This window comes from Pseudoduganella ginsengisoli, assembly GCF_009720865.1.
GTDB classification, from domain to species: Bacteria; Pseudomonadota; Gammaproteobacteria; order Burkholderiales; family Burkholderiaceae_D; genus Rugamonas; species Rugamonas ginsengisoli.
Map to the genome: position 1 here is coordinate 518658 of NZ_WNLA01000001.1, position 14636 is coordinate 533293.

Below are 14636 nucleotides of genomic sequence, written 5' to 3' on the forward strand. Positions count from 1 at the left end.
CGCGGTTACGGTAAACTAACGCTTTGCAGTATAACCCACTCTGATTGTTGCTTTGAAAACCAAGACCCCTGTACAGCCGCATTACTTCATCCCCGAGCCGCTCGATAACACGCGGCTGGCGCACCTGTGTGGTCCGCTCGATGAAAATTTGCGCCAGATTTCCGCCGCGCTCGATGTGACGATTTTCCGCCGTGGTGAAAAGTTCATCGTCAGCGGCACCAATGCCGAACGCGCCGTGCAAATCCTCGAACAGTTTTACGCGGTCGCGCAAAAAGTCGTGCCGGTGGAAGAAGTGCAGCTGGCGCTGGTGGAACAGCGCGCGGGCCTGGCGCCGCCGGCTGAACCAAGCCACGAAGAACCGCCGTTCAACGAGCCGGACATCACCAGCCCCGTGCTGAAAACCCGCCGCAGTGATTTGCGCGGGCGCACGCCGCACCAGATCAAATACCTGCGCAACATCCTCGACCACGATATTTCGTTTGGCATCGGCCCGGCCGGTACCGGCAAGACGTACCTGGCCGTCGCCTGCGCCGTCGATGCACTGGAGCGCGACGCCGTCAAGCGCATCATCCTGACGCGCCCTGCCGTGGAAGCAGGCGAGCGCCTGGGTTTCCTGCCGGGTGACCTGGCGCAGAAAGTCGATCCGTACCTGCGTCCCTTGTATGACGCGCTGTACGATTTGCTGGGCTTCGACCGCACGCAAAAAATGTTCGAGAAGGGCGTCATTGAAATCGCGCCGCTGGCGTACATGCGCGGCCGCACCTTGAACCATGCGTTCGTGATCCTCGATGAAGCGCAAAACACGACGGTCGAACAAATGAAGATGTTCCTGACCCGTATCGGCTTTGGCAGCAAGGCCGTCGTGACGGGCGACACTACGCAGATCGATTTGCCGAAACACACGAAGAGCGGCCTGGTCGACGCCACCCACGTGCTGCGCGACGTACGCGGCATCGCGTTCACGCAATTTACCAGCGCCGACGTGGTGCGCCACCCGCTGGTGGCCCGCATCGTCGATGCGTATGAAAGCGCGCACAATGCCAGCGCGGAAATCGCCCCGCTGCTGCACCCCGTTAAAACTGCTGCCGTTAAACATGTCCGAAAAAAATAAATTGAATTTGTCGGTCCAATACGCCGACACCCGCCTGCAAGACACCATTACCCGCCCGTTGATCCGCAAGTGGATCAAGGCGGCGCTGTTCGCGCCGGCTGAATTGACGATCCGCTTTGTCGATGCGGAAGAAGGCCAGGTATTGAACCGCGAATACCGCGGCAAGGATTACGCCACCAACGTGCTGACGTTTGCCTACAACGAGGGTGAAGAGATCGCGGAAGATGAACCGACCCGCGCCGACATCATCCTGTGCACGGACGTGCTGCAGCGTGAAGCTGCCGAGCAAAAGAAGTCCGTGGAAGAACACACGGCGCATTTGATCGTGCACGGCGTGCTGCACGCGCAAGGCTATGACCACCTCGATGATGAAGAGGCGGAAGAGATGGAAGGGATCGAGACGGAAATCTTGCAGGAACTGGGCTACGCTGACCCTTACGCTGAGCAGTAAGTCTGGACAATAAGTCCGGATAAATACTTGGCGGAAATGCCATTTACGGACCGGCGGGGGCATTTAGTGTATGCTATAGCACTTCGAAACAACCGGCACCCGCCTGCCATGCAAGAGCACTCTAGTGGCGTCAAGACTGACGCCAAACCCCACCGGTCGCTGTTTGAGCGACTCACTGCACTGATCTCCCCCGAGCCCGAGAACCGCGCGGAACTGCTCGAAGTCCTGCACGATGCCCATGAACGCAACCTGATCGACGCCGATGCGCTGTCGATGATTGAAGGCGTATTCCAGGTATCGGACTTGTCGGCGCGCGACATCATGATCCCGCGCTCGCAAATGGATGTCATCGACATCTCCAAGCCCATCGATGAATGGATGCCCGAAGTGCTGCAAACGGCGCACTCGCGTTTCCCTGCCATCGAAGGCGAACGCGATAAAGTGGTCGGTATCCTGCTGGCCAAGGATTTGCTGCGCTACTACGCGGAAGAATCGTTCGACGTGCGCGACATGCTGCGCCCGGCCGTATTCATCCCGGAATCAAAGCGCCTCAATGTGCTGCTGCGCGACTTCCGCGCCAACCACAACCACATGGCCATCGTCGTCGATGAATATTCCGGCGTGGCCGGCCTGATCACCATTGAAGACGTGCTGGAACAAATCGTCGGCGATATCGAAGACGAATACGATTTCGACGAAGAAGAAGACAATATCCTGTCGATCAAGGAAGGCCGCCAGGGCCCCCGCTGGCGCGTGAAAGCGCTGACGGAAATCGAACAGTTCAACGATGAACTGGACACCAGTCTGTCCGATGAAGATGCCGACACCATTGGCGGCTTCGTCGTCAAACACCTGGCGCGCATGCCCCACAAGGGCGATAAATTCGACATCGACAACTTGCGCTTCGAAGTGCTGCGCGCCGATGCACGCCAGATCCACGTGCTGCTGGTCGAAAAACTGCCGCCGTCCATCGACGAGCAGGACTGATGCGTTTCAGGCGCGCCGCTCCCGGCGAAACGACCACTCCCCGCTCCACCCGCAGCCGCATGGCCATCGCCGCAATCAGCGGCGCGGCCAGCGTGCTGTCGTTTGCGCCGTTTGGCTGGTGGCCGGTTCAATTCCTCTGCCTCGCGCTGCTGTTTTACCAGGTGCTGCGCACGGACACGCTGAAGGCCGGCGCGCTGGTCGGCTGGGCGTTCGGCTTTGGCTGGTGCCTCGCCAATACGCACTGGCTGGTGATTGCGCTGAACCAGTTTGGCGGCTTGCCGCTGCCGCTGGCCGTCATGGCCATTGCGCTGCTGGCGGCCGGCATGGGCGCCTATGCCGGCATGGCCATGTATGGCGCGCTGTGGCTGCGCCGCCGCTGGTCGCTGCCGCTGCCTGCCGCAAATTTACTGGTCTTGCCGGCGCTGTGGGCCACCTTTGAATGGGTGCGCGGCTGGCTGTTTACAGGCTTCCCCTGGGCCACCAGCGGCTATGCGCACAATGCCGCGCCGCTGGGCGGCTTTGCGCCGGTCGTCGGCGTGTATGGCGTGTCCATGCTGGCGGCCATGTGCGCCGGCGCCCTGCTGCTGGGCATGCACCGCATCCGCTGGGCCGCACTGGGCACTGCGGCAGCCGTGCTGGTCATCGGCTTTGCGCTGCGCACCGTGGACTGGACCCATCCTGTGGGCCAGCCGATTTCCGTGCGCCTGATCCAGGGCAATACGCCGCTGTTGCAAAAATTCGACGCATCGCACACGGAAGCCACGTTGCGCCGCTACCAGCGCACGATTACCAGCGAAGCGGCGGATTTGATCGCCACGCCGGAAACCGCCGTCATGCTGTTCCCGCACCAGCTGCCGCCGGATTACCTGCCCAGCCTGGGCCAGTTTGCCAAACGTTCCGGCAGCCACCTGGTAGTTGGTATTCCGTTGATGGACAGCCCGACCCAGTATGCCAACAGCGTGATCGGCATCCCGCCGGAATCCGGCTTGCCGACGTACCGCTACGACAAGCATCACCTGGTGCCGTTTGGCGAATTCATTCCGCCGGGCTTCCGCTGGTTCACCAACCTGATGCAAATTCCATTGGGCGACCAGACCCGCGGCAAGGCCATCCAGCCGCCATTCCAGGTCAAATCGCAGCGCGTCTTGCCCGATATTTGCTATGAAAACGTGTTTGGCGAAGAAATTGCCGACCAGCTGGCAGCCGATCCAAAACCGGCAACGATCCTGTTAAACGTGTCGGAACTGGCATGGTATGGCGAATCCATCGCTATCCCGCAGCACGTGCAAATGTCGCAAATGCGCTCCATCGAGACCGGCCGCCCGCTGCTGGCCGCCACCAACAGTGGCGCCACCGTCGTCATCGACAGCCACGGCAACATCGTATCCAGCCTGCCGTATTACCAGGCCGGCGTGCTGAAAGCATCCGTGCAAGGCATGGAAGGCACGACGCCGTACATCATCCTGGGCAACAAGCTGTTCCTGCTGCTGGCGGCATTGGCAGTGGGCGGCGCATGGCTGTGGTCCCGTAAAAATATGGCTTGATCCCTTACGTTTGATGTAAAAACGGCTAAAATTAGCCGTTTTGGCGTCGTATAACGCCCGCAACCCACGCTCGCAACCGTCCAGCGCAAAGATTAAATAAGATGCTTACCTTTCAACAGATTATCCTGACGCTGCAATCCTACTGGGACAAGCAGGGCTGCGCCCTGCTGCAGCCGTATGACATGGAAGTGGGCGCCGGCACCTTCCACACCGGCACCTTCCTGCGCGCGATCGGCCCGGAGCCATGGCGCGCCGCCTACGTGCAGCCGTCGCGCCGCCCGAAAGATGGCCGCTATGGCGAAAACCCGAACCGTTTGCAGCACTATTACCAGTACCAGGTGGTATTGAAGCCTGCCCCGGAAAATATCCTGGACCTGTATCTGGGTTCGCTGGCCGCCCTGGGCCTGGATTTGAAGCAGAACGACGTGCGTTTCGTTGAAGATGACTGGGAAAGCCCGACCTTGGGCGCCTGGGGCCTGGGCTGGGAAGTCTGGCTGAACGGCATGGAAGTGACGCAATTCACGTACTTCCAGCAAGTGGGCGGCCTTGATTGCAAGCCGGTGCTGGGCGAAATCACTTACGGTATCGAACGTCTGGCCATGTATCTGCAGGGCGTGGAAAACGTGTATGACCTGGTATGGACCGAGTGGGAAGAGAAGGACGCGGCCGGCGATCCGGTGACGAAACGCCTGACCTACGGCGACGTGTTCCACCAGAACGAAGTGGAGCAATCCACGTATAACTTCGAGCACGCCAATACGGACCTGTTGTTCGCGCAATTTGCGAATCACGAATCCGAAGCCAAGCGCCTGATCGAGCTGCAACTGACGTTGCCTGCCTATGAGCAGATCATGAAAGCGTCGCACAGCTTCAACATGCTGGACGCCCGCGGCGCCATTTCCGTGACAGAGCGCGCCGCCTACATCGGCCGCGTGCGCAACCTGTCGCGCATGGTTGCGCAAGCCTACTACGATTCCCGCGAACGCCTCGGCTTCCCGATGCTGCCGAAAGAGTAAGAATATGAACCAGACCCTGTTAATCGAACTGCTGACCGAAGAATTGCCACCGAAGGCGCTGTCCAAGCTGGGCGCCGCGTTTTCCACGGTCATCGTCAACGGCCTGAAGGCACGCGGCTTCCTGGAAGATGGCAGCGTGGCCACCACCTACGCCACCCCGCGCCGCCTGGCGGTGTCCATTACCGACGTGCGCGCCGTATCGCCGGACAAATCCATCCGTGAAAAAGTGTTGCCCGTCACCGTGGCCCTGGACAAGGATGGCAACCCGACCGCGCCGCTGGCCAAGAAACTGGCCGCGCTGGGCTTCCCCGACTTGAACGTGTCGGACCTGGAACGCGCGCAAGACGGCAAAGCCGAGAGCTTCTTCTACACGTACACGGCTCCGGGCTCGAAACTGGAAACCGGCGCGCAAGCTGCGCTGGAAGAAGCGCTGGCCAAGCTGCCGATTCCTAAAGTCATGAGCTACCAGCGCCCGGACGGCGCCACCGTGCAGTTCGTGCGTCCTGCGCACAGCCTGATCGCATTGCATGGCGAAACCGTGCTGCCATTGACGGTGCTGGGCCTGGCCGCTGCGAAAATCACCGATGGCCACCGCTTCCTGACCGCACCGGGCCAGCGTTTGGTGGAAGTGCCGCACGCCGATGCGTATGCGGCGACGCTGCTTGACAAAGCCAAAGTCATTGCCGGCTTCGACGAGCGCAAGGAACAAATCCGCGCCGCCCTGCTGGCCAAAGCCGGCGACGACCTGGTATTGATGCCGGAAGCGCTGCTGGAAGAAGTCACGTCGCTGGTGGAATGGCCAGTGGTGTATGAATGCCGCTTCGAGGAAGAATTCCTGGCCGTGCCGCAGGAATGCCTGATCCTCACGATGCAGACCAACCAGAAATACTTTGCGCTGACTGACAAGGCAGGCAAGCTGCGTTCGCGCTTCCTGATCGTGTCGAACATCGCCACCGCCACGCCGGAAGCCATCATTGGCGGCAATGAGCGCGTCGTGCGTCCGCGCCTGTCGGATGCGAAATTCTTCTTCGAGCAAGACAAGAAGAAAACGCTGGAATCGCGTTTGCCGCTGTTGAAAAACGTCGTGTACCACAACAAGCTGGGTACGCAGGCCGAACGCAGTGAGCGCGTAACCGCGCTGGCTGGCGCTATTGCCGGCAAGCTCGGTTCCGATGTGGCATTGGCGGAACGCGCCGCGCGCCTGTCGAAAGCCGACTTGCTGACCGATATGGTCGGTGAATTCCCTGAACTGCAAGGCATCATGGGCACGTACTATGCGCGCCACGATGGCGAGCACGAAGAAGTCGCGCTGGCAGCAAGTGAACACTACCAGCCGCGCTTTGCCGGCGATGCTCTGCCAGGGTCAAGCGCCGGCCTGGCCGTCGCACTGGCCGACAAGCTGGAAACCCTGGTCGGCATCTGGGCCATCGGCCTGCAGCCAACCGGCGACAAAGACCCGTTCGCACTGCGCCGCCACGCCCTGGGCGTGCTGCGCATGCTGATTGAAAAGCGCCTGCCGCTGTCGATTTCCGGCCTGCTGGCCGACGCCGTAGCGCAATTCGGTTCCGTGGCTGGTTTCAAGGATCCATCGGGCGAAGTCACCGCCTTCATGCTGGACCGCCTGCGCGGCATCTTGCGCGAACGCGGCTTCACGCCAAATGAAATCGAAGCCGTGGTGGCACAGAATCCGGACCGCCTGGACGACATCGTGCAGCGCCTGGAAGCCGTGCAAGCGTTTGCCGCGCTGCCGGAGTCGGCCTCGCTGGCCGGCGCCAACAAGCGCATCACCAACATCCTGAAGAAAAACGAAGAAGCGCTGGCGCAAGTGGCAGGCGGTGTCAAACCGGAACTGCTGCAGGATACGGCCGAGAAAAACCTGTTCACAGCCATTACCCGCGTGCAGCCGGAAGTCGACGCAGCATTTGCCAAGGGCGATTTCGCCGGCACGTTGAAAACGCTGGCGCAATTGCGCGACGACGTCGATGCCTTCTTCAACGACGTCATGGTGATGGCGGAAGACGTTGCACTGCGCAACAACCGCCTGGCCCTGCTGTCGTCGCTGCATGGCATGATGAACCGCGTGGCCGACATTTCGAAACTGGCGGCCTGACATGGGCGTGGCGATGAAGTTGATCATCCTGGACCGGGATGGCGTGATCAACCATGACTCCCCGGACTTCATCAAATCGCCTGCCGAGTGGATCCCGATCCCGGGATCGCTCGAAGCCATCGCGCGTCTGAACCAGGCAGGCTACCGCGTGGTGATTGCATCGAACCAGTCCGGCATTGCCCGTGAACTGTTCGACATGGGCACCTTGAACGCCATCCACCAAAAGCTGCATACCTTGGCGCAGCAGGCGGGCGCCGAGATTGAAGCGATTTTCTTTTGCCCCCATTCGTCGGCCGACAATTGCGATTGCCGCAAGCCGAAGCCGGGCATGTTCGCGGAGATCGCCAAGCGTTACCAGGTCAGCCTGAAAGGCGTGCCGACCGTCGGCGATTCGCTGCGCGATTTGCAGGCCGGTTTCGTCAGCGGCTGCGTGCCTTACCTCGTATTGACGGGCAAAGGCGAAAAGACCCATGAAACGGGCGGCCTGCCGCCCGGCACCATGGTCTTCCCCGACCTGGCCGCCACTGTCGACCACTTGCTGAAAACCCCTGCCCAGGGGTGATTTACCGGAGAACCGCGTTGCACCAATCTGTCTTATTCCTGCGCTCACTGTTGTTTACCGTGTTGATGGTGATCGCCACCATCATCTGGTCCGGCGTCTGCATCCTGGTAGCGCCGCTGCCTTATAACAAACGCTATTGGGTCGTGTCGCGCTGGAACGTGTTCGTCATCTGGTGCGCAAAAACCATTTGCGGCATTGAATATGAAATCAAGGGCGCGGAAAACTTCCCGGATGCGCCGGCAATAGTCTTGTCAAAACACCAGTCGGCATGGGAAACCATCTTCCTGTTGGCGAACTTGCCACGCCCGCTGGTATTCGTGTTTAAAAAAGAAATCCTGTACATCCCGTTCTTCGGCTGGGGCATTGCCATGCTGCGCATGATCCCGATCGACCGCAAACAGGGCAAGCATGCATTCAAACAGGTGGTCGCACATGGAAAGCGTCGCCTGAAAGACGGCCAATGGATTATCATGTTCCCCGAAGGTACGCGCATCCCTGTCGGCCAGGCCGGCAAGTACAAGAGCGGCGGTACGCGGCTGGCGGTGGAAACCGGCGCCTGCGTGATTCCCATCGCATTGAACTCGGGAGAGTGCTGGCCCAAGAATTCGTTTATCAAGCGGCCTGGCAAGGTGACGGTTTCCGTCGGCAAGCCTATACCGTCCGCAGGTGAAACACCCGATAGTCTGATGGAGCAGGTGGAACAGTGGATCGAATCAGAAATGCGCGTCATTTCGCCCCACGCTTACAGCGCTGGCTAGACAGCCTTGCCGGCTCGTCCCGGCAGTCTGCCAGTCCGGGCGAACAGTTACCTATTTTCGGCGCCGAGTCACCGGCGCCGAAGCTGCCCTCTACGCCGCCTTCCAGGCCCGCGCCGCCGGATCCTTCGTCTTGGCAGGCGCCCCGCCCTTCCATTCCGACCTTCCCGTCACCGCCATCCAACGCTGCTCCAGCATCCGCCTCATCCACTTTATCCGGCGCTTCGGCCGCATCGCATCATTCCCCGCCTTCCCCCTGCTCCGTGCCAGAACACCATGCAGCAGCACCGCTGGACTCCCCTTCCGCTGCTTCCGCCCATACCGCGCCGCATGGCTTGCTGACGCCACCGGTGCCATTGCGCGCACCCACACCGGTAGCGCCGCCGCCAGCCGATCCGCTGCCGCGCCGCCAATTGCTGGTGGGCGGCTATGTGCTGGAATATGCGCTGCGCCGATCTTCGCGCCGCTCGATCGGTTTCATGGTCGATGATGACGGCTTGCGCGTGACGGCGCCGCGCCGTGTGTCGCTGGCCGACATCGACGATGCGATCCGCGCCAAGCAGCACTGGATCTTGTCCAAGCTGGAAGAACGGCGCGAACGGCGCGCCGCGCGGCTGCAAAAGCCGCCGATGGAATGGGTCGATGGTGCACAGGTGCCGTACCTGGGCGCGGACATCAAATTGCGGCTGTACACGGCCACGCGCAACCGCACGGATTACAACCCGGATACGCGCGAATTGCATATGGGCCTGGTGCAGGGCGCCACGGAGCTGCTGTTGAAGGAACGGGTGAAATCGTGGATGCAGCAGCAGGCGAAAATCCTGTTTGTACAGCGGCTGGATTTATACGCGGCGCGTCTCGGCGTGGAATACAGCGCGTTTGCCTTGTCGTCGGCGGGTTCGCGCTGGGGTTCTTGTACGGCACAGCGTGTGATCCGGCTGAACTGGAAGCTGATCCACTTTTCGCTGCCGCTGATTGATTACGTGGTGGCGCACGAACTGGCGCATATCCTGGAAATGAACCATAGCCCCCGCTTCTGGGCTGAAGTGGGACGCATTTATCCAGCCTATGACGAAGCGCGCGAATTGCTGCGCAAACGGGCGCAGGAATTGCCGACGCTGTTCAATTAGGCTACAGCCAGCCCGCATCGCGGGCCATACGGTAGGCTTCGACACGGTTGCCCGCACCGCATTTGCTGATGGCTTCGGACAGGTAATTGCGCACCGTGCCTTCAGACAGCGACAGCTGCTTCGCGATATCGGCGCCACTGCGCCCTTCCCCCGCCAGCCGCAGCACTTGCCGCTCCCGTTCACTGAGCGGGTCTTGTGCACCGCCCCAGCTTTCCAGCGCCAGTTCCGGCGCAATCGCCAGCCCGCCGCCATGCACGGTGCGGATGGCTTGCGCCAAGGTCTCTGCCGGCGCATCTTTCAACAGGTAGCCCCGCACGCCGGCCGCCATCGCGCGCCGCAAATAGCCGGCGCGGGCAAACGTCGTGACGATGGCCACCCGTGCCGCAGGGTATTCGTCACGCAGCGCCGCGGCCAGTTCCAGCCCGGTCATGCGCGGCATTTCAATATCGGTCAGCACGATATCCGGCTGCAACTGGCGGCACAGCGCCAGCGCTTCTTCGCCATTGCGCGCCTGCCCGACCACATCAAGGTCGCCTTCGAGTTTCAACAGAGCCGCCAGCGCACCCAATAACAGCGTCTGGTCTTCCGCGATTACGATGCGGATCGTCATGTCATTCCTTTGCCATCGGCAGGCGTAACTCCAGAGCTACACCTTGTTCCACAGCCAGCGCCAGCCAGCCGCCCAAATGCTCGACGCGCTCGCGCATGCCGCGCAAGCCATTGCCAGGAGCCACACTGGCGGCCTTGCCGTCATCCCGGATACGCAGCACCAGCATGCCGTCTTCCAGCGCCAACTGCACGGTGCACGCTTGCGCATCCGCATGGCGCAGGATATTCGTGACGGCTTCGCGCAAGGCCAGTGCCAGCACGTTTTCCGCGACAGCCGGTATGGCCAGCGGCTGTACCTGCGTTTCCAGCGCCACGCCAGCCGCCGACAGCGCGGCCTTGGCCCGCGCCAGTTCATGCGCCAACCCCGTTTCCCGGTAGCCGCTGACGGCATGGCGCACTTCCGACAGCGCTTGCCGCGCGCTGTGTTCGATATCGCGGATTTCATTGCGGCAGGCGGCCGGATCGCGGTCCAGCAAGCGCCCCGCCAGCTCCGCCTTCAAGGTAATGAGCGACAGCGTATGGCCCAGCAAATCGTGCATATCGCGCGAAATGCGCTCCCGTTCCGCGATGCGCGCCAGGTGCTCCACTTCTTCCTGCTTCATCAGCAACTGCTCGCGCGAGCGCCGTATCCGCGCTTCCATGATGGCAGCGATGCCGACCGGCGTACCCGTCGCCAAGGTCGGCATCAGGAAGCTCAGGGGCAAATCCACCAGCAGCGCAATGGCAGCGGCAGACACTAAAATCATGGCCAGCGTTCCATACGCGACGATTTGCCGGTCAAAGCGGGCGCACATGGCCGCGGCGAAGATGAAGAACGTGCAAGCGCCGAAATTCAGTGGCGCCCACGCGATACCCAGCACGAACGTGACAACCATATATGGAATGGCGGCCCGGTCGCGGGCCCAGAAGCTGGCGAAGTACACGGGCAAGAACACGGCCAGCGTGGCCAGCAGCCCCACCAGTTCCAGCGCAGAGGGGCGCACGTAAAAATACTTCCAGCCGAAAAATGCCAGCGATATCAGCCACAGGTAAGGCGCGCGCCCCAGCCTTGGCGGTATCCATGGTCCTCGCAGCACCCGCATCAGCGTGGCCCGGGATTCCCGCCACATTGCGGCTGACATCGCGGCGTGGCTCATTGCGCCAGCAAGCGCACGTCGGCGATCTCGAAGCGGTAGCTTCCAGTCTTCGGTCCAGCATTAAAGCCGATCATTGAAATCGTGCTGGTATCGACGCCTTTAAAATCCGCCAGCGCCATCGCCACTTCGCGCCATTCAGTGCCGGCCTGGAATGGCAGGCTGGCTGGAATACGGTTCTCACCCGACATCACCGCCACGCTGTATTGCTGGCCATCGCCACGCACGCGGAATTTCAACACTTTTGCGGAACTCAGGTTCGCCGCCTGCATCGGCTGCCGGCCTGGCATGAACGCCAGCCCCGCCCACGGGTAGGCAAAACCTGCCGCGACGTTGGCATTGACCTGTGCCGCCGCACCGGACGCATTGTCGACCAGCTTGATGTCGACGGACGATTTCCCGCCAAGGAAGGCATCATGCGATGGCATCCAGCCCGCACCGAACGGGCTGCCCATCTGGTCTTTGCTGAACAGGCTGATGCGGCCGTCGGCAGGCAGCGCCTGTCCCGCGGATGGCAGTGCTTCTATGGCCACGGCCGCCATTTGCTGCTTGCGCAGCGGCGCAACGGATACACCGTCCTTCCACACATCGACGATACGGCGGGTAGCGGTAATGTCTGCCGATGGATCGCCATCGACTAGCAGCAAGTCCGCCTTGTAGCCTTTCACAATGCGGCCCCGCTGCGGCAATTTAAATGCCTGCGCCGGCGCGGACGTGGCGGAAGCCAGCGCCTGCAATGGTGTTAGCCCTGCCTGCGTCAGGGCTTGCAATTCATGGTGCAAGCTGATGCCATATTGCGTGCCACTGTTGCCCGCATCGGTGCCAGCCAGCACGGGTACACCTGCTTTGGACAATGCTGCCGTTACGGCTTGCGGCGCCGCCAGCAATTCCGGCTTGGCGTTGGCGCCATATGGCGCCCCCAGTTGCTGCTTTTGCGCCTTGTCCAGCAAGCTGCTGAACGAGGCGTCGCCGATGATGTCTGCAGCGCGCACGCCGGCAATACTTTCCATCACGCTGAAGGTAGGGATCACGAACGCTTTTTTAATCTTTGCCAGCTGCGTAAAGCTGTCCAGGTCTTCCTTGCTGATGCTCTGCCCGACAAACAGGTGCACAAGGCCGTCCGCACCGGCTTCCAATGCGGCGCGCGCATCGGCCAGGTTGCTGATGTGGACCACGGCCAGCTTGCCGCGCTTGTGCGCCGCTTCAATCAGCGCTTTGACCGTGGCGATATCCAGTGATTTAAAACCATGGCCTTGCTCCATGACGATCTTGATGAAATACGAGCCTTCCGCCACGCGGGCATCGACCCACGCCTGCGCTTCTTCCGGCTTGCTCAGCGTCGGAATCACCATGCCATATTCGGTGCCATGGCCGCCTGGTGCGGTGGCCAGGGTGCCTGCAGAATACATGTCAGCCTGGCCCGCATTGTCGCCCCGCGCCATTTTCGCCGTCACGTCCTGCATCGCTTGCACACCGGTGAACATGTCGATTTGCGTGGTCACGCCAAAGTACAGCGGCAAGTCAAAGTAACGGAAGGCGTGCACGTGCGCATCGATCAGGCCGGGCAGCAACGTGCGCCCTTTGCCATCGATGACGGTGGCGCCGGCCGGCGCCTTGCCGTGGAAATTGTCGTCGGCAATGCGCGCACCATCGACGAGCACCGAGCGGTGTTCCTGCATTTTTTCGCCATCAAACACGCGCACGTCCTGGATCAGCCACGTGGCGGCCAGCGCAGGCGCGGCGATGAGGGCCGAAGCGGCCAGGCCGCAAGTGCACAGCAGGGATTGCAAACGGCGTTGAATCATTTCTGTCTCCTTGGTTGGAATGGGACAGAGTATGGATTTTTTTACATCTTGCAGCCAGAGCAAAATGACACAATTTTCACATGACAAATGTCACGGCATGCCATTCCCCAAATTACGCTGCCGCCTGCAACAACGGCGGCAACAGCGCCAGCGTGCGCTGCGTGGCGCCTTTGTGCTGTCCCGCGAAATCGCGCGCACGGCCGCCCATGGCCTGGCGCTCGCCATCGTCGCGCAACAGGCGCGCGGCCTGCGCCATCAACGCATCCGCGCTGGCAATACGCAGGGCGCCGCCAGCAGCCAGCGCATCTTCCGTCACTTGCGCGAAATTGAACGTGTGCTCGCCAATCAGCACCGGCTTGCCTAGTGCTGCGGCTTCAATCAGATTCTGGCCACCCAGTGGCTGCAAGCTGCCGCCTATGAACGCCACGTCGCACAACGCATAATAGGCGAACATTTCGCCCATCGAGTCACCCAGCAACACTTGCACGCCGCCGTCCACAGTGGATCCCGGCTGCGCCAGCGCGCTGCGGCGCTGCACTGTCAGGCCACGCGCGGATACCAGCTCCGCTACCGCGTCGAAACGCTGCGGGTGGCGCGGCACCAGCAACAACAGCACATCGGCAGGCAATGCCTGCGACTGCAGCGCGCGCTGGTATGCATCGAGGATCAATTCTTCTTCGCCTTCGCGCGTGCTGGCGCACAGCAGCACGGGACGCGCACCTACCTGCATGCGCAACTGGCTACCCAGCGCCAGCGCGGCTTGCGGTACCTGCACGTCGAATTTAATGCTGCCCGTGACATCGACGTTGGCCACGCCCAGCGAGCGCACCCGGTCCGCATCGGCATCCGTTTGCGCCGCCACCAGCGAAATGCCGCGCGCAGCGCCGCGCATCAGGGCGCCCAGGCGTTGCGCCTTGCGCAGTGAGCGCTCCGACAGGCGCGCGTTGGCCAAGACCACCGGTACGCGCGCTTCGTTGCAGCATGCGATCAGCGATGGCCACACTTCCGTTTCCATCAAAATGCAGATGCGGGGTTCGAAATGGCGGATGAAACGGCGCACCATGCTGAAGGTGTCATACGGCAGATAGGACTGCACGACGCGCGAACCGTGCTTGCCAAACAATTGCTTGCCGGTGGCGCGGCCCGTCGGCGTCATATGCGTCAGCAGGATGCGGCTGCGGGGATAAGCGTTCAGCAGCGCTTCCACCAGTGGCTCGCTGGCGCGCGTTTCACCGACGGAGACGGCATGCACCCAGATCGTGTGCGGTTCATCGTTGGCGGCGCGTTCGCGGTACAGGGCCAGCCGCTCATTCCAGTGCTGGCGGTAACCGGGTTCCTGCGCGCCGCGCTTCCATAAGCGGCCCAGCGCCAGCGGCAATGCCAGCCACCACAGCAACGAATAGAGTCGGACCATGGCGGCTCC

The 14636-nt window shown here is 61.6% G+C and carries 13 protein-coding genes; 9 read left to right on the top strand and 4 right to left on the bottom strand.

Translation table 11 applies throughout. The features are described 5' to 3' along the window. Positions 1–52 precede the first annotated feature (52 nt). The 9 genes from GM668_RS02195 to GM668_RS02235 all read left to right on the top strand — a co-directional run bounded on the left by GM668_RS02195 (position 53) and on the right by GM668_RS02235 (position 9666). Complete coding sequence (locus tag GM668_RS02195; protein WP_155437278.1) at positions 53–1111, top strand: PhoH family protein; 1059 nt, start codon at positions 53–55, stop codon at positions 1109–1111. Further along, positions 1095–1562: an rRNA maturation RNase YbeY gene (gene ybeY / locus GM668_RS02200; RefSeq protein ID WP_155437279.1), complete on the top strand. Its 468-nt coding sequence runs from the start codon at positions 1095–1097 to the stop codon at positions 1560–1562. The genes GM668_RS02195 and ybeY overlap by 17 nt, the downstream gene beginning before the upstream one ends. A gap of 108 nt (positions 1563–1670) precedes the next feature. Beyond that, positions 1671–2549 carry a CorC family transporter gene (locus tag GM668_RS02205; RefSeq protein WP_155437280.1) on the top strand — a complete coding sequence of 293 codons (879 nt, stop codon included), beginning with the start codon at positions 1671–1673 and terminating at the stop codon, positions 2547–2549. After that, positions 2549–4093, top strand: coding sequence for an apolipoprotein N-acyltransferase (gene lnt / locus GM668_RS02210; RefSeq protein ID WP_155437281.1), 1545 nt, complete (start codon positions 2549–2551; stop codon positions 4091–4093). The genes GM668_RS02205 and lnt overlap by 1 nt, the downstream gene beginning before the upstream one ends. Positions 4094–4194: 101 nt before the next feature. Next, on the top strand, positions 4195–5109 hold the full coding sequence (gene glyQ, locus GM668_RS02215) for a glycine--tRNA ligase subunit alpha (RefSeq protein ID WP_155437282.1): 915 nt from the start codon (positions 4195–4197) through the stop codon (positions 5107–5109). Positions 5110–5113: 4 nt separating this feature from the next. Next, on the top strand, positions 5114–7219 hold the full coding sequence (gene glyS, locus GM668_RS02220) for a glycine--tRNA ligase subunit beta (RefSeq protein ID WP_155437283.1): 2106 nt from the start codon (positions 5114–5116) through the stop codon (positions 7217–7219). A 13-nt stretch (positions 7220–7232) separates the two neighbouring features. Further along, on the top strand, positions 7233–7781 hold the full coding sequence (gene gmhB / locus GM668_RS02225) for a D-glycero-beta-D-manno-heptose 1,7-bisphosphate 7-phosphatase (RefSeq protein WP_155437284.1): 549 nt from the start codon (positions 7233–7235) through the stop codon (positions 7779–7781). A 65-nt stretch (positions 7782–7846) separates the two neighbouring features. Further along, positions 7847–8539 (top strand): lysophospholipid acyltransferase family protein, encoded by a 693-nt coding sequence (locus GM668_RS02230; RefSeq protein ID WP_155437749.1) that lies wholly within the window; start codon positions 7847–7849, stop codon positions 8537–8539. Positions 8540–8799: 260 nt separating this feature from the next. Further along, positions 8800–9666, top strand: coding sequence for a M48 family metallopeptidase (locus GM668_RS02235; RefSeq protein WP_371868607.1), 867 nt, complete (start codon positions 8800–8802; stop codon positions 9664–9666). A 1-nt stretch (position 9667) separates the two neighbouring features. Here GM668_RS02235 and GM668_RS02240 read toward each other — a convergent pair whose 3' ends face one another. The 4 genes from GM668_RS02240 to waaA all read right to left on the bottom strand — a co-directional run bounded on the left by GM668_RS02240 (position 9668) and on the right by waaA (position 14627). Then, a complete protein-coding gene (locus tag GM668_RS02240) occupies positions 9668–10276 on the bottom strand; it encodes a response regulator transcription factor (protein ID WP_155437285.1) in 609 nt (202 codons plus the stop codon). Position 10277: 1 nt separating this feature from the next. After that, positions 10278–11384 carry a sensor histidine kinase gene (locus tag GM668_RS02245; protein WP_229498829.1) on the bottom strand — a complete coding sequence of 369 codons (1107 nt, stop codon included), beginning with the start codon at positions 11382–11384 and terminating at the stop codon, positions 10278–10280. Between the two features lie 23 nt (positions 11385–11407). Beyond that, entirely contained in the window at positions 11408–13213 is a 1806-nt protein-coding gene (locus tag GM668_RS02250) for a CIA30 family protein (RefSeq protein WP_155437286.1), read from the bottom strand. Positions 13214–13325: 112 nt separating this feature from the next. Then, positions 13326–14627, bottom strand: coding sequence for a lipid IV(A) 3-deoxy-D-manno-octulosonic acid transferase (gene waaA, locus GM668_RS02255; protein WP_155437287.1), 1302 nt, complete (start codon positions 14625–14627; stop codon positions 13326–13328). Positions 14628–14636 lie beyond the last annotated feature (9 nt).